Here is a 15,234-nt window from a genome sequence, read left to right as displayed (position 1 = left end):
TTTAAAGCCTTCTTTTTAATATAAGAAGTAGCCAGATTATGTGCGTTTTTAACTGTTCCCTGAGCTTCCAGGTCAAAACTGACACTGATAAATTCTCTGATGGACTTCACCAGACGCATCGTTACCGACATCTCCTGGCGGTTGGCCAGCTGGTTGATGCTTGGTTTACCCGGATCGCCTATCGTACGACAAACGTGTTGTCCGTTTAGCACATAAAATACCAGGTTATGTAATTTTCCGTTTAAGGTCCCTAATGGACCATTTGCTGCTTTCGCCATATTTAAAGAGTTAATTGTTTAATCACAAAAGTTAATAGTCTTATACTCAACAACACTAATATAAGTAATAAATTTTATTAAAGTCAATACACCAGCCGTACACTGGCTTCATTTACTTCTAATTTAGAATTAATTTTCATCAGACAACAATAGGGCTTGGCAGGGCTCCAGGCCCTACAGGGCCCTACCAACCTCCTCGCAAGAAAGCAGCAAATAAGCAGCAAATAAAGACTTGGTACAGACCGATCCCAAACCCTGTTGCCAGTTAAAGCAAAGAGAACATGAGCTAAGAAGGAGGAGGAGCCAGCCCGTTTACTGACAAAAGAAAATGGCTGAATTAAATCATTTGCTTCGCAAACCATTCATTCAGCCATTTAAGAGGAGCATAAGCCCATCCGGATATTTCCCGGACACGCGCTCCGATGATGTTTAAATAAGAATTTTTCGAATTAAAACGGAAGACTATTTAGATTGTCCTGCGCCTAAAACTTCTGCTAATTTTTTCTGCAATTCTTCACCTCTGATATTTTTGGCAATAATTTTACCAGTTGGGTCGATCAGGTAGTTTGCAGGAATAGACTGGATGCCATATGCTTTTGCAGCAGCATTGTCCCAGAATTGTAAGTCAGAAACATGTGTCCATGTTAATCCGTCTTTTTCTATCGCCTGTAACCAATCTGCTTTTTTACCCGGACGGTCTAAAGAAACACCAAGTACAGTGAAGTTTTTGTCTTTAAAGTTTTTATAAGCGGTCACTACGTTAGGATTTTCCTGACGACAAGGTCCACACCATGATGCCCAGAAATCAAGCAATACATATTTACCTTTGAAATCAGATAATTTTACTGGTTTGTCGTTCACATCATTTTGTGTGAAATCCATAGCCATTTGTCCAACCTGAGTTTTCTTCGCGGAAGCAATCATGTTTGCGATATTTTTACCCAAATCTGTTGCTTTAACTTCTGCGGAAAATTTATTGAATTGTGGCTCTACCACATTCACATCAATCTCGCTTAAAGAGCCTCTGAAAGCCACTAAACTCACATAAGAATTTGGATTCGCATCAATGAATGTTTTATTGATGGCTTCCAGTTCTTTCTGGTTTTCGTCATCACGGCTCATCACCGTTTTCATGTAAGCCTCATCTTTACGCTCTGCCTCTGTTTTGCTACGGTATTCGCGCATTAAAGCTGCCCCTTTTTCGTTGACAGATTTAGTCAGCAATTTATACTTTTCGTTATCGTCGTTTAATTTAGAGCCTTTAATCGCTGCATATTTAATAGAATCCTTAGCTGCAACCAATTCTATTGATTTATTAGGCTCAAGGTAAAAATTGATCACATCAGCAGGAACACGTTTTGCAGGATCTACTACAGCATTGTCATGTTTTATTCTGATCTGAGCTTGTGCAATCCCACTAATAGGTCCCTGGAAAGTGAATTTTCCGGCTACAATTGCTGCAGAATCGGTAACCTGGTTCTGGCCCACTCTGTAAGCAATAAAAGCTTTTGCCGGTGCATTTAGGCTTCCTACTTTGCCCTGAACAGTAAATTTGCCCTGAGACATGGCTGCAATCGGTAATAAGCAGATTGCAGTGATTAACGTTTTTTTCATTGAATATTGTTTTTTGTTAGTTTATGATCTTCTATGCTAGTGCCAAATCTTATAGCCGGCATTTAGACTTAATTAAAGACAAAGAAGCCTGTCCCTCTTACCTTTAACGTTATAATTCGATTAAAATTACAATAGTTTTTGATAGGTTCTCCACCACAGGTCGGGCATTTCTCCATTTACAGCCATCGTATAATCATCGTAGCGGCAGGGTACCAAATGAAAACGTTCATTTTTAGTAATTCCTGAAGGATAAGGTACCTGCATCCACCACCTATCGGACTTTTTACTCTTTACAAAGAGCATCTCACCGGAACCATCGTTTAAACTTGCACGGTACACCAGATACTGAGATTTTGGAGTCAGTGGAAAATCTTTCTTACGGTTATAATAACCATCAATAAAATACCAGACCATCTGAGCGAGTAACATTGCCGTCTGTCCATTGCTATCGAAAGCAGGATTGAATTCATAAAATCCAATCGAGCTGAGCTTATCACTCATTCCCGCATAGCGGGTGATCCTGCAAGCCTGTTCTCCATAAAAACCGTTTGGTCCGGCATTGGCATTCGCCTTTGCATCAGAAGAGCGGATGGCACCAATGTCAAAGCTGATCATGTTCGCATTGCGTACAATCGGCTCAGTGAGTGTAATGTCTTCTGCAAATTCGCCTAAACGGTGCACATCAAAATACAGCTTACTCATCACCTTCAGGCTTTCCTGATTTACAAAATAGGTTTGATAACCGATATTGCTGAAGTTAAACAGGTAATTGGGCTGATGCAACAGGATTTTATTCAGATAGGTATCAGACTTTGCCGCCAGCCCTTCCTGATCTTCTTCATCCAGGTCAAATTTATTGTCGACCACCACCAGATCCACTTTTTGATCCAGGTTCTCATAAGCCAGGTATTGGGCATAAGTCAGGTCTTGTCCGCCACCAATGATGACCGGTACAATATGTAACCTGATCAGCTCAGACACCACCATCTTAACAGCTACATAAGTATCCGAGATAGAGGACCCGGCTTTAATATTTCCCAAATCTATGATCCTGCTGTTATAAGCACCCTCATTTAAGGTGTAAAATTGCGATCTGAAATAGTCCGGAGCAAGCGCACAACCTTCATTATTCACTGCTGCACGGTCGTCAAGTACGCCAAAAATGGCAATATCATATTGATTTCCCTCCAATTCCGGAAATTTATCCGTGTAAAAAGCAGCCTTTAAACCCAACTGACTGGTATAGAAACCATGTTTTGGGGCAAATTTGTCGGGGCTGATGGGAGAAAAAAAATCTGATAAAGACATATTGTACTATAAATGTATCTGTCAAATATCTATTTTTGAGAGCATATTTTAATGAACATCCTAAAAAAAATGAAATGATATTGGTTACCGGTGCTACTGGATTTTTAGGGGCAGAATTAATACATCAGCTAACCGGACAGGGAACAAAGCTCAGAGCCTTAAAGCGTGAGCATTCCGTCATTCCGGATTTAATAAAGGACAATCCCCTGATCGAATGGGCGGTTGCAGACCTCAACGACTTTTCCTCACTGGATACCGCTTTTGAAGGTATTGATCAGGTGTACCATTGTGCGGCGATGATTTCTTTTGACCCCAGGGACAAATCGAAATTACTGAAAGTAAACATCGAAGGGACGAGCAATGTGGTAAACCTCTGTGTTGAACACCAGGCCAGGTTACTTCATGTCAGCTCTGTTGCCGCTTTGGGAAATGCAAAAAAAGGACAACTCATTACAGAAAAGGATTTTTGGGAATACGATTCAAAAGCCCATTCCTATGCCATCTCCAAATATGAAGGAGAGATGGAAGTCTGGCGGGGAATAGCAGAAGGTTTGGAAGCGGTAATTGTAAATCCCTCGGTCATTATTGGTGGAAACGCCGGATTTGAAGGAAGCGGAGCAATTTTTAAGCTGGTAAAAAACGGCCTTTCTTATTATACCAGGGGAGCTACAGGAATTGTCGATGTCCAGGACGTGGCCAAAAGCATGATTGCCCTGATGAACAGCAAGATTACAGAAGAGCGTTTTACCATCAGTGCAGAAAACTACAATTACCAGCGCTTTTTCGGAGAAATTGCCAAAGGTTTTGGGGTTAAAGCCCCCGCTAAAGAAGCAAAACCATGGATGCTTGGCATTGCATGGAGGGCAGCAAAATTTGCTTCCCTATTTACCGGAAAACCCGCCGCATTAACCAGTGACGCTGCCAGAAGCAGCCTGAATGAAAGTTTATACAGCAATAAAAAGATAATTGATACCATCGGAATAACATTTAAGCCGCTTGATCAGACGGTCGCAGAAACCTGCCAGGCCCTGAAACAGCTCCCACTCAATTAAAATTATGAACCAGAAGAATATTTACATCATTGATTTCGACAGCACCTTTACCCAGGTAGAGGCATTGGATGAGCTGGCCCGTATTTCCCTGAAAAAACACCCTGAAAAAGAGGCCATCTTCAAAAAAATCGAAGATTATACCAACCTGGCTATGGAAGGTAAACTGTCTTTCGGGGAGAGCCTTGCCCAAAGGGTTAAACTTTTAGAAGCTTCAGAAGATCATTTGAAACAATTGATTACGCGCTTAAAGAAAAAAGTATCAGCTTCCTTCTCCCGCAATGCGGAGTTTTTTAAGAAACATGCAGATGAAGTATTGATCGTTTCCGGTGGATTTAAAGAGTTTATCACCCCTGTGGTAAGCCAGTATCACATCAAAAAAGAAAACATTTACGCCAACACCTTTGTCACCACCGGCGATGGCAAAATTATAGATTACGACCATGCCAACCCTTTAAGTGAAGAAGGTGGTAAAGTGAAATTAATGCAGCAGCTGAACCTAGAAGGAAACCTGTATGGTATCGGCGATGGCTACTCAGATTTTCAATTGAGAGAAAGCGGACTGATCAAAAAGTTCTATGCTTTTACAGAAAACATTTCCAGAGAAAGCATTGTAAAAAAAGCAGATCACATCACTCCCAGTTTTGATGAGTTCCTGTATGTGAACAACCTGCCAAGAGCCATCTCCTACCCCAAAAACAGGATTCTTTGCCTCGTGATTGGAGAGGTAGATCCTCAAAGCATCGCCTTACTGAAGAAAGATGGTTTTTCTATCCGTCATAAGGATTCCTTTGAGGAAAAATATGTAGCAGATGTACACATGATGCTGCTGGCTGATGGTGAGAAGATAGAACTTGAAAAATTAAAGAGAGCGGTAAAATTAAAAACGCTGGGTTACCTCGGACAGGCGAAGAACAAGGTTGATCTTGCCACTTGTACCGCACAAGGCGTGGTGGTATTTGACGATTTAAAATCCAATCCCCGTAACCTGACTTTCATTCCAAAAAGAATGATTGATTTTATGAACACAGGAACTACCCACCTGAGCAATAATTTCCCGAACTTACAATTGCCAAGAATTGATAAATCACACCGTCTGATCCATATTCACCAGAATGTTCCGGGGATTATGGCCAAGGTCAATACTATTTTTGCCAAGCATGACATCAATATCGTGGCGCAGTTCCTGATGACCAATCAGAACATCGGATATGTGATTACCGATATCAATGCCCAGTACGACAAACAACTCTTTAAATCCTTAAAAAAGATTGAGCATACCATCAAATTCAGGGTGCTATACTAGTGATTAAACCATGGAACTAACCCCACAAATAAAAGACAAACTGGACAAGCTGCAGGAAAAATATGCAGCAATGGGACAGGACATGTCGGCCTATCTGGATGGCTTGTTGTATGCCGATTTCTTAACTTACTGGGATTATATCCATCTGGATACCCTGTTGAGCTTACAGGCGCCAAAAACATCCTTCCCTGATGAAGAAATCTTTATCATGTACCATCAGATTACAGAGCTGTACTTTAAGCTTTCCTTACATGAGTTTAACCAGATTGCCGCAGCAAAAGAAACACTGACTTCCGCTTTCTTTACGGATCGCGTGAAAAGGATCAATGCGTATTTTAACGCTCTGGTTTCTTCTTTTGAAGTGATGGTAAACGGAATGGAAAAAGAACAGTTCCTGAAATTCAGGATGTCCTTATTACCTGCCAGTGGATTTCAGTCCGGACAATACCGGATGATTGAGATCAGTGCCACAGATTTCGGCCGCCTGGTGGATAAAGATAAAAGAGAAGCGCTTGCCAATGCAACTATCGAAGAGCAGTTTGAGCACATTTACTGGAAATCAGGTGCAACAGAACTGGCAACCGGCAAACAGACACTTACTTTGAAACAGTTCATCAATAAATACGCAGCCCAGTTTTTACAATTGGTAAAAGACAGACAAGACAGTAATTTTTCTGCGCTTTACCACAAAGTAAAAGAAGAAGGACAGGACGTAACCGCATTAACAGAAGAGTTGAGGAAACTGGATTTATTTGTCAATGTAGAATGGCCGCTTTCTCATTATAAATCTGCGGTGAGGTATCTGGAAAGGGATCCGGTTGACATTGCTGCTACAGGTGGCACCAACTGGCAGAAATACCTGCCTCCGCGTTTTCAGAAAAGAATTTTCTACCCCTTCCTCTGGACAGCAGAACAAATGGAAGAATGGGGAAAAGGCTGGGTATTGAGTGTACTTAAAGACCTGAAAAGCTAAATCAAATCATACACAATGGGAACCGCACAGAAAGCTGGTTCCCATTGTTTTTTGAGGGTCTTTCCCTTTATCGATTATTTGGGACCCTTCATCGATTATTTGCCACAGCAGACAAGGCTATATTTTAAATTCGGTTAATCAACCAACGAAAAATATGGCTACCATAAGAGCAGTATCACCAACCGAACTTACAGATCCTAATTACAGGTCTATCGCAGAAGATGTTTCGGACAAAGTAATACTTGCAGCACAACGGGTGCTGTTAAGTACAAGTAACCGTGGCATCAGGATGCCTGCGGCGAACAATTCCATCGAGCATTTCTTTACGGGATTTTACAAGGGCATCCCCGCAGAAGATATCCGTCTTGCCAGCCAGTCGCTCTCAGAAACTTTCAAAAGGACTGGAACTTTCACAGGCATATCCACTAAAAATGCTACTTTATTTAAGAAAGTGGATTTGGTCAGTGCAAGCTCTGTTGCGGCTCAGCTATCTGGTCTTTCTCCCAACTTCAAAGTCTTTGGACAGGAAGGGCAGGCCGGGCAGCAACCTTTAAATGCAAACTGGCCTGGCTTTGGCACTTCCAGCCTCCGATGGCGGGTAACCAGATTGGATTGCCTGGAAGAAACCGGCCTTACCGCCTTTGGAAGTGACCATGTTAGTATGCAGGGGGTAATGATTGATGCCTATGGCAACTCGACCCCAACAGCCATTTCAGATCTGGAAGGCGGCTGGGACACCGGGAACCACAAAGACTGGCCGGACAGGACCTTCAGTATTGCAAATTTAGACTATGGTGTGGGCTGGCCCCGGCCCTGCACGCTCGTTGTAGCCATAGCTGTATCCGCTACCAGCGAGCTGATACAACTGATGGATAAAATCGTAATTGAAGTAAAAGAACAAGTCCAGAAATATGCGAAAGAAACCGGCCTTGCCCTTGGCACAAAAATAGGAGGTCCTATTGGTGGCCTGATCGGCGCTGGCCTGGGTATCATTGTTGGCAAGATCATGGCCTATGTAATCGATAAATTATGGGGATGGCTGAAGTCCATATTTACCAAAGCCAGGTTATTTCCACCCTTCACGATGGCACTTGATGTTCCATATCAGGGAGGGAAATTTGGCAGCAGCCTGGAGTCGGGGGCTTATCAGATTACCTGGACAGGACACGGCGGCAAATACAGAGCAACCATGGATGCTGTGCTGAACTGGGGTCCGGCGAGTGTACTTTCTGCTCTTTCTATGTATAAAGGAGGAATCTCTTTATTCAAAGTAAACCGGGAAAACAATATTGTAGGCCGTGAATGGAAAGTAAATACCTGGACTGCCTGGTCTGGGGTTGCCGGTGGGCAGGCCAGTGCCGATTCGCCAGTAACTGCGGTTAAATTATTCAACAGCAACAAAATATGTTTACTGGTGGTTGGTCTGGATGGTAAGGCCTGGACCTATACCACCTTCGTGACAATTCCCGGAGGTCCGCCACCGATCAATATCAAGCGGCCATGGAAGTCTATTTTGAATGGGATATTTACATTGGGTACGGTAGTCGCCGGGATATCCAGAAATGCTGGTTTCGTAGATGTATTTGCCACAGGTCAGGATGGGCACATCTGGTCGGCAGGTAGTGGTGCAAATGGCGAATGGAACGGGTGGTGGCAACTTGGTCAGTTAAAAGTACCTGTAGGCTCACCTGTTGGAGCAACCTCACGCTCAAAAGACATACTCGATATTTTTGTGACCGGAAATGATGGTCTGGTATATACCAATAGCTGGGGAGCCCATACCGGCAATGTATGGACAGATTGGTTTTATTTCAACAACCATAAGTTCATCCCGGGTATTGCCATCACTTCCATCAGCCGTAAGGAAAATCAATTGGATTTATTTGGGGTGGACACAGATGGGCTGCCTTGCGTTGCAAGCTGGAGTCCGGCTACCGGCTGGCAAGGCTGGACGGTCATACCAGGAGCAACATTTACGCCAGGCAGCACCATTTCTGTGGCGAACCATACTCCTGAACATATAGACATCTTTGCGGTGGGCAAAGACGGGCGGATCTGGACTGCGGCATGTGGTCCGCATACCAAGGGCAAATGGGCCGGATGGTGGGCTATTGGGGATAAAACGTTTGCAGTAGGGTCAAGCGTGGCCGCAACTTCCGTACAGCCAGGCGCATTGAATCTGTTTATTGACGGCGCAGATGGGAATACCTGGTCTGCCGCCCATGACGGAAATGTATGGACCTGGTATGGCAACTGGTAAATTTTAAAATCAGGAGAAGATCAGCTCAGCAGTAGTACCTTCCGGGGTACTACATATGTTGAGCTGAGCCCCGATCATTGTACTGAGGTCTTTAACAATCAGCAAGCCGTAACCAGACGACTTGCTGTTAATATCCACATCATTGATCAATTTCTCCAGCCGTTCTGCCGGGATCATTTCGCCATGATTGATGATGGAAAGATAGGGCTGCTGTTGTGCATTGAGCTTTGCACAGATCGAGATCACCGTTTCGGAAAAGGCATGCCTGACTGCATTTTGCAATAAGTTCCGAAGGATGGTAAATAACAGGTTATAATCACTGTACACAAACTGATAATCCGGTTTTTCAATCTCTAATTTCAATTTTTTACCCTTTACCTCTGCTTGCTGCAGTCTCATCAGCTCTGCCAGTAAATGTGTGATATCTACGTCCTCATTATTCAGGGTAAAATGATCCATTTGGCTTTTGGACCACAAGAGCAGGTCTTCCATAGCAACCAGTAAATTAGAGGAAGACAGCAACAATTCCTGCTGACATTGGTCTTTACAAGCTTCAGACAATACTTCCGGATGGTTCTGTTGTAACCTCAGAAAGGTAAACAACTGACTCACCGGACTTCTCAGGTCATGGGAAATGATGCCGAATAATTTAGCTTTGGCTTGGTTCGCGGCCATCAGCTGTTCGTTCAGCATGTCCAGCTGCCGGTTTTTTTTATTCAGTAATAAATTGGCTTTTTGTTTATTTATAAAGTTCAGGTAAATCAACGAAATCGCGATCAGCAATACCGATATGAAAGTAATCAGAAGTCGTCTGGGAATAACCAGGTCGATCTTCAGCGCCTGTTCATCTGCCTGTTCAAAATGATCTTTTGCCTGTTTAAAAGTTGGCCTGTAAAAATACCCTGTTCCAACTGACTGGTTAAAGAGGAATTTACAGGCATGATCCTGCGGTGTAAAAATCGCTGAACAAGAGCGCGAAGACCAGAACAAGAGCAGAAATATGGTTAAAGTCCTGGAATACATTTCTTTTTTATTTAAACCTTTGTTTGGCTGCTTTCAGATAGGTTTTCCCGATGGGCAATACACTGGCACCAACCTCCATGTTTTTTACATTCAGCCGTTTTACCTGATGAACGGCAACGACATAACTCCGGTGAATGCGCATAAACTTCCCCTCGGGCAGAGCGTTGAGGAAATGTGATAGTGTAGCCAGCGTCAGGTACATCTTTTTTTCCGTTACGATTTTGGTATAATCGCCAAAAGCCTCCAGGTAGATCACGTCCTTGCTATTGAGTTTCATCGTATTCAACCCTTCTTTAAAGATGATCTCCTCCTGCTGAAAAAGCACATCGTAGGCAGTTGCTTTTTGCTTCAGCAGGGTAAAATCTTCCAGCCTTTGTATGCTGAGCTGGAAACGCTCGCTTTCCAGGGGTTTTAAGATATAGTCGAAGATTTTTAATTCAAAGCCCAGAGCTGCATATTCAGGGTGAGCGCTGATGATGATGCAGGCAGGAGAATAGCTGTCAATTTTATCAAATAATTGCAAGCCGCTTACTTCTGGCATATCCACATCAAGAAATAAGACATCGGGCTGCCTGGCCCTGATCATTTCCATTGCGGCCATTGCATTGGAAAAACTCCCCAATAATTTCAGGTGGTTAAAGTTTTCCAGTTCCGTTTGGACTGTTGCCCTATCTAAATAACTATCGTCAACGATAATGCAGCTCAAAGTATTTAACACGACAATTCTTTTTTATACCAAGATAGCGTCCTGCGTTATTCCTGCATAGTAAAAATCGACGGGAGGTCTGCTGATGTAGGGCATATTAAACGGGAGCCGGCTTTGGCCTGGCTCCCATTATTCATTAGAGGAATTATTCTTTGAGTTTTGCTTTATGCTGAAGCGCTACAGCTTTCGCATAGGCCAGGTACTGAGTCCGGATTTCTTTGTTTTCCTGCACAAAGAAAATGCGGTTACAGGTATCATCAGAGCCCGGATTAAAATATATGGTCACACATTTATATCTTTCATTCACATCATCCATCCCCGTTACATCCGCCCATTTTACCTGGAGCGTCTTTCCTCCCCCATACGTAAATGTCATTTCATCTGCGCCCACAGTTGTCGATGAGGAGATAAAATTCAGGCGGTTACATTGATTGATCATCGTCAGATCGGTTTTTTCATTGAGCCATGCCACCATTTTTTCAGCAGATTGTGCGGAGGACAAGAAGGCCCAGCAGCACAACACAGCAATTAAGTTTAGTCTAAGCATATTTGCAGGATTATTTCTTTTCTACAGCCAGAGCAATGATATCCGTTGCATAAGTGATCGCGACAAAATCAAGTTTATCCATATTAAAAATAGGTTTATCATTTTCGAAGTCCAGGAAACCCTTATATACAACCCGGCATTGCCGTGTTCCATCTGCACTGGTCCATAGATTGGCGTAATTGGCAGGAAAACCACCCATATATTGCATCTTCTGAGTAAGCTTATATCCATTACTCTTCAGGGCAGCTTCCATTGCAAGAACATCCGGCTTCGTCAACTCCGAACAGATCAGGCCAACCACTTTATCTTCCAGGCAATACAGGGTTAAATCATAGGTTTCGTATTCGTAATAGCGCATCAGAAAGGGTCCCTTCTGTTCATCCAGCTCTTTGTCATAAACAAAAGGCCCTCCTTTCTTCATTGCTTTTTTGAGGTCTGAGGTTTTATGACCGAGGTAATAATTAAACTCCCCAATTGTTTTGGGCCAGCTTTGCGCCTGTACTACAATGCCGCTAAGCACAAAAAAGCAGAGTAAGGCAATGGTTTTTGTTTTCATGATCTGATTTTTTAAAATGGAAGAAGAGGATGATGATCAAATTTAGGGAAAGGCCTTCCGGCGGGAAATACCCACTAAGGAGTATTTTGAGGGATTTCAAATAAAGCGGAACAAAGGGGATCTTAGTGTATCTAAGACACTTAACAATACTGTTCAAAAGCAAAATAAAAAGAAATAAGAAGGGCAATTTTATTAAATTTGCAGGAAGAAATACGAATAGAAATGAACGAGACACTGGATATAACCATCACGAAAGTTGAGCAAAGCAGACTAACAGTAACAGACTTTTCTCAACTTCCCTTCGGAAAGGTATTTTCCGATCACATGTTTATTGCCGAATACGAAAATGGCGCCTGGACAAATTTACAGGTATTACCTTACGGGCCGATTTTGATGAGCCCTGCAATTTCCGCTTTACATTACGGACAGGCAATTTTTGAGGGTATGAAAGCATACCGTCAGCCAAATGATACTGTAAGTGTATTCAGAGCAAACAAGAATTTTGAACGTTTTAACAAATCTGCACAACGCATGGCGATGCCAGCAATCCCTGAAGATATTTTTATGCAGGGAATTGCAGCACTGATTGACATTGATAAAAACTGGGTACCTAATCAGGATGGTTACTCTTTATACATTCGTCCGGTGATGTTTGCTACAGATCCTTACCTGGGTGTGAAAGCATCTGATAAATATACTTTTGCTTTACTAACGACTCCTACAGGACCGTATTACAGCAAAGCATTAAAAGTGAAAATTGAAACTGAATTTACACGTGCAGATGAAGGTGGTGTTGGCTATGCTAAAACCGCCGGAAATTATGCCCGTTCCTTACACCCTTTTGCAGAAGCCTTAAAAGAAGGTTTTGACCAGCTGATCTGGACTGATGCCGTTTCGCATGAGTTTATTGAAGAAGCAGGTACTGCAAACTTAATCTTTGTGATCGATGGAAAACTGGTTACTCCTTCTGTAAGAAGTACTGTTTTAGATGGCGTAACAAGAGATACCATTATTCAACTGGCTAAAAAAGCAGGCATTGAAGTGGAAGAAAGACGCGTAAGTGTAAAAGAAGTGATCGAAGGTATCGAGAACGGAAGATTAACTGATGCATTCGCAGCAGGTACTGCCGCTACGGTAACCCCGATTGGAGAAATCAGCTATGAAGGCAAGTTATATACCTTAACAGACCCTTCTACACGTACGGTTTCTGCAAGTATTGCGAAAACATTAAATGACATCCGCTACGGACTTGCTCCGGATGAGTTCGGATGGAACTGGATCGTATAGATTTACAGCAATACTGTAAATAATTTTTGTTAGGCGCCTTTGAACCAGGGCGCCTTTTTTATACCTTCATTGCCTCAGACCACAATTAACGAATGAAACAAACCGTACTTCTCAGTTTAGCAGCCTCAGTATGCCTCAGCTTAACTGTACAGGCACAGCTAAAGACGCTGAGCCAGCAGCAAACACTTGGAAACCAGCTTTCCATTACCAAACCACTTCCATACCTCGCAGGCTGGAGTGACGACAATCATTATATTGAAACGGATCCTGCGGATCGCCAATTATATGCGGTAGACCTGAAATCCGGCCAGAGAACACCTTACAGCCCTCCGCCGAAAAGCGATGTGAATGTGTTCCTGCAAAACAACGACATCTTTATCCAATACGGAAAAGAAGCGGCAAAACAACTCAGCAGCACGAAAGAAGAAGAAAAGAACCCGACACTTTCGCCGGATGGCAAATACATCGCCTTTACCCGGGATAATGATCTTTATGCATTGGAGGTCGCCACTGGAAAAGAAACCAGATATACCAATGACGGCACCGATGTGATCTACAATGGCTGGTCATCCTGGGTATACTATGAGGAAATCCTGGGCCGCCCGACAAATTACAAAGCATTCTGGTGGGCACCGGATAGCAAACGCATTGCCTTTATGCGCTTTGATGACACTAAAGTTCCCATGTTCCCGATAAACGGATCTACAGGGCAACATGGTTATACCGAAAAAACACGTTACCCTAAGGCTGGCGACCCTAACCCTGAAGTAAGGGTCGGTTTTGTACCCGTAACCGGAGGCACCGTTACCTGGGCAGATTTTAACGAGAAAGACGATCAGTATTTCGGCGAGCCTTACTGGAGTTATGACAGCAAAAGTTTAACTGTACAATGGATGAACCGTGGTCAGGATAACTTAAAATTTTATGCCGTAGACCCGGCTACAGGAAGTAAAAAAGAAACTTACGATGAAAAACAACCGTCCTGGATCAGCCTGGACTTTGATGGCCGGGTGGAGTATCTTCAGGATAAAAAGCACTATATCCTAAAAAGCGACAAGACCGGATGGGCGCACTTTTATCTGTATACGTTAGACGGAAAACTGGTCAACGCCATCACCAGTGGAAAATGGCAGATCGTGAACCTCGTTTACGTAGATGAGAAGAACAAAGTGGTTTATTTCAACGCCCGTAAAGAAGCTTCTACCCGTACAGATTTTTACCGGGTGGACTATAGCGGTAAAAACATGAAACGCCTTACTTTTGGCGATTATTCACACCAGGTACAGTTATCTCCAAATGGCAGGTATTTTATTACGACTTACTCCAATGTAACTACTCCTCAAAAGAGAACTCTACTGGACAATACCGGCAAGGTGATCAAAGAACTGGGAGACAGCAAATCTGCTGATTTCGCTCAGTATAATTTTGGTAAAACAGAGATGATCACCATCCCTACAGATGATGGTTATCAATTACCTGCAGTCATTACCTACCCTACGAACTTCGACCAGAACAAAAAATATCCGGTCATCATGAGCATCTATGGAGGTCCCGCTGCCGGTACAGTGACCAATACCTGGAAAGGAACAGGCAACCAATGGTGGGCAAACGAAGGGATCATTCAGATTGCCGTAGATCACCGCGCTTCAGGACAGTTTGGAAAAGAAGGTGTTGCCCTGATGCACCGTAATCTTGGGAAATGGGAAATGAAAGATTATACGACTGCAGCAAAGTGGTTAAAAGCAAAACCATGGGTAGATAACAAGAAATTATTGATCACAGGACACAGTTATGGTGGTTATATGACCTGTATGGCTTTGACCATGGGAGCTGATGTTTTTGATTTCGGAATTGCAGGTGCTCCGGTAACGAGCTGGGAATTGTACGATAGTCATTATACCGAACGTTACATGGATACGCCAAAGGAAAACCCTGAGGGCTATAAAAACGGCTCAGTACTTACCTATGTGGACAATTACAAAGGTTTACTCCGCATCATGCATGGCGACATGGATGATAATGTGCATATGCAAAATACGATCCAGTTGGTGGACAAATTACAAAATGCGAACAAGCACTTTGAACTGATGATCTACCCCGGAGGAAGACATGGATGGGGTGGTGTAAAAACCCCGCATGATAAAGCAGAACGCATCCGTTTTTATTATGATCACCTGTTGAATAAACCGGTTCCAAAAGAGCTGTTAAACTAATCTGTTTTTCTTCTTCTTTTAAAGAAGGAACATCTTTTATAAGGCCCTGGAAGTATAATCTTTCAGGGTCTTTTTTTGTTGAATTGTTCTATAATTCCAGCCTCTTATCGTCCC

The 15,234-nt window shown here is 43.0% G+C and carries 12 protein-coding genes and 1 pseudogene; 6 read left to right on the top strand and 7 right to left on the bottom strand.

All coding sequences use genetic code 11. The features are described 5' to 3' along the window. The 3 genes and pseudogenes from BUC20_RS33920 to BUC20_RS15475 form a co-directional block, all read right to left on the bottom strand. Positions 1–278: pseudogene (locus tag BUC20_RS33920) on the bottom strand (DUF6266 family protein); the annotation flags it as partial. Between the two features lie 462 nt (positions 279–740). Further along, positions 741–1,892 carry a TlpA disulfide reductase family protein gene (locus tag BUC20_RS15480; protein ID WP_073232007.1) on the bottom strand — a complete coding sequence of 384 codons (1,152 nt, stop codon included), beginning with the start codon at positions 1,890–1,892 and terminating at the stop codon, positions 741–743. Between the two features lie 126 nt (positions 1,893–2,018). Then, positions 2,019–3,200 (bottom strand): formimidoylglutamase, encoded by a 1,182-nt coding sequence (locus BUC20_RS15475; RefSeq protein WP_073232006.1) that lies wholly within the window; start codon positions 3,198–3,200, stop codon positions 2,019–2,021. A gap of 74 nt (positions 3,201–3,274) precedes the next feature. Between BUC20_RS15475 and BUC20_RS15470 the strand changes: the two genes are divergently transcribed. The 4 genes from BUC20_RS15470 to BUC20_RS15455 all read left to right on the top strand — a co-directional run bounded on the left by BUC20_RS15470 (position 3,275) and on the right by BUC20_RS15455 (position 8,788). Then, positions 3,275–4,252: an NAD-dependent epimerase/dehydratase family protein gene (locus tag BUC20_RS15470; protein WP_073232688.1), complete on the top strand. Its 978-nt coding sequence runs from the start codon at positions 3,275–3,277 to the stop codon at positions 4,250–4,252. A 4-nt stretch (positions 4,253–4,256) separates the two neighbouring features. After that, a complete protein-coding gene (locus tag BUC20_RS15465) occupies positions 4,257–5,555 on the top strand; it encodes an HAD-IB family phosphatase (RefSeq protein WP_073232005.1) in 1,299 nt (432 codons plus the stop codon). 10 nt (positions 5,556–5,565) lie between these two features. Beyond that, positions 5,566–6,528 (top strand): tryptophan 2,3-dioxygenase family protein, encoded by a 963-nt coding sequence (locus tag BUC20_RS15460; RefSeq protein WP_073232004.1) that lies wholly within the window; start codon positions 5,566–5,568, stop codon positions 6,526–6,528. A 154-nt stretch (positions 6,529–6,682) separates the two neighbouring features. Then, complete coding sequence (locus BUC20_RS15455; protein ID WP_073232003.1) at positions 6,683–8,788, top strand: PLL family lectin; 2,106 nt, start codon at positions 6,683–6,685, stop codon at positions 8,786–8,788. Between the two features lie 9 nt (positions 8,789–8,797). Here the strand turns inward: BUC20_RS15455 and BUC20_RS15450 are convergent, their stop codons facing one another. The 4 genes from BUC20_RS15450 to BUC20_RS15435 form a co-directional block, all read right to left on the bottom strand. Then, positions 8,798–9,811, bottom strand: coding sequence for a sensor histidine kinase (locus BUC20_RS15450; RefSeq protein WP_073232002.1), 1,014 nt, complete (start codon positions 9,809–9,811; stop codon positions 8,798–8,800). A gap of 7 nt (positions 9,812–9,818) precedes the next feature. Next, positions 9,819–10,529 carry a LytR/AlgR family response regulator transcription factor gene (locus BUC20_RS15445; protein ID WP_084528942.1) on the bottom strand — a complete coding sequence of 237 codons (711 nt, stop codon included), beginning with the start codon at positions 10,527–10,529 and terminating at the stop codon, positions 9,819–9,821. Positions 10,530–10,662: 133 nt separating this feature from the next. Then, the gene (locus tag BUC20_RS15440; RefSeq protein ID WP_143166822.1) at positions 10,663–11,064 is read right to left on the bottom strand and encodes a hypothetical protein; all 402 of its coding nucleotides are present in this window, start codon (positions 11,062–11,064) and stop codon (positions 10,663–10,665) included. 10 nt (positions 11,065–11,074) lie between these two features. Continuing rightward, complete coding sequence (locus tag BUC20_RS15435) at positions 11,075–11,620, bottom strand: hypothetical protein (protein ID WP_073231999.1); 546 nt, start codon at positions 11,618–11,620, stop codon at positions 11,075–11,077. 222 nt (positions 11,621–11,842) lie between these two features. On the opposite strand from BUC20_RS15435, the gene BUC20_RS15430 reads away from it, so the two are divergent. Then, entirely contained in the window at positions 11,843–12,907 is a 1,065-nt protein-coding gene (locus BUC20_RS15430; protein WP_073231998.1) for a branched-chain amino acid aminotransferase, read from the top strand. A gap of 92 nt (positions 12,908–12,999) precedes the next feature. Further along, on the top strand, positions 13,000–15,120 hold the full coding sequence (locus BUC20_RS15425; protein ID WP_073231997.1) for a S9 family peptidase: 2,121 nt from the start codon (positions 13,000–13,002) through the stop codon (positions 15,118–15,120). The last annotated feature ends 114 nt before the right edge of the window (positions 15,121–15,234 follow it).

It is taken from the genome of Pedobacter caeni, assembly GCF_900129215.1.
Classification (GTDB): Bacteria; Bacteroidota; Bacteroidia; order Sphingobacteriales; family Sphingobacteriaceae; genus Pedobacter; species Pedobacter caeni.
Note: the sequence above shows the minus strand (reverse complement) of the source record. Positions and strands in the feature narration are given on the sequence as shown.

Excerpts from the sequence above, each read along its gene's own strand:
- BUC20_RS15470 (WP_073232688.1), top strand. The coding sequence starts at position 3,275 with ATGATATTGGTTACCGGTGCTACTGGATTTTTAGGGGCAGAATTAATA.
- BUC20_RS15440 (WP_143166822.1), bottom strand. The coding sequence starts at position 11,064 with ATGCTTAGACTAAACTTAATTGCTGTGTTGTGCTGCTGGGCCTTCTTG.
- BUC20_RS15425 (WP_073231997.1), top strand. The coding sequence starts at position 13,000 with ATGAAACAAACCGTACTTCTCAGTTTAGCAGCCTCAGTATGCCTCAGC.
- BUC20_RS15430 (WP_073231998.1), top strand. The coding sequence starts at position 11,843 with ATGAACGAGACACTGGATATAACCATCACGAAAGTTGAGCAAAGCAGA.
- BUC20_RS15450 (WP_073232002.1), bottom strand. The coding sequence starts at position 9,811 with ATGTATTCCAGGACTTTAACCATATTTCTGCTCTTGTTCTGGTCTTCG.
- BUC20_RS15465 (WP_073232005.1), top strand. The coding sequence starts at position 4,257 with ATGAACCAGAAGAATATTTACATCATTGATTTCGACAGCACCTTTACC.
- BUC20_RS15435 (WP_073231999.1), bottom strand. The coding sequence starts at position 11,620 with ATGAAAACAAAAACCATTGCCTTACTCTGCTTTTTTGTGCTTAGCGGC.
- BUC20_RS15475 (WP_073232006.1), bottom strand. The coding sequence starts at position 3,200 with ATGTCTTTATCAGATTTTTTTTCTCCCATCAGCCCCGACAAATTTGCC.
- BUC20_RS15480 (WP_073232007.1), bottom strand. The coding sequence starts at position 1,892 with ATGAAAAAAACGTTAATCACTGCAATCTGCTTATTACCGATTGCAGCC.
- BUC20_RS15455 (WP_073232003.1), top strand. The coding sequence starts at position 6,683 with ATGGCTACCATAAGAGCAGTATCACCAACCGAACTTACAGATCCTAAT.
- BUC20_RS15460 (WP_073232004.1), top strand. The coding sequence starts at position 5,566 with ATGGAACTAACCCCACAAATAAAAGACAAACTGGACAAGCTGCAGGAA.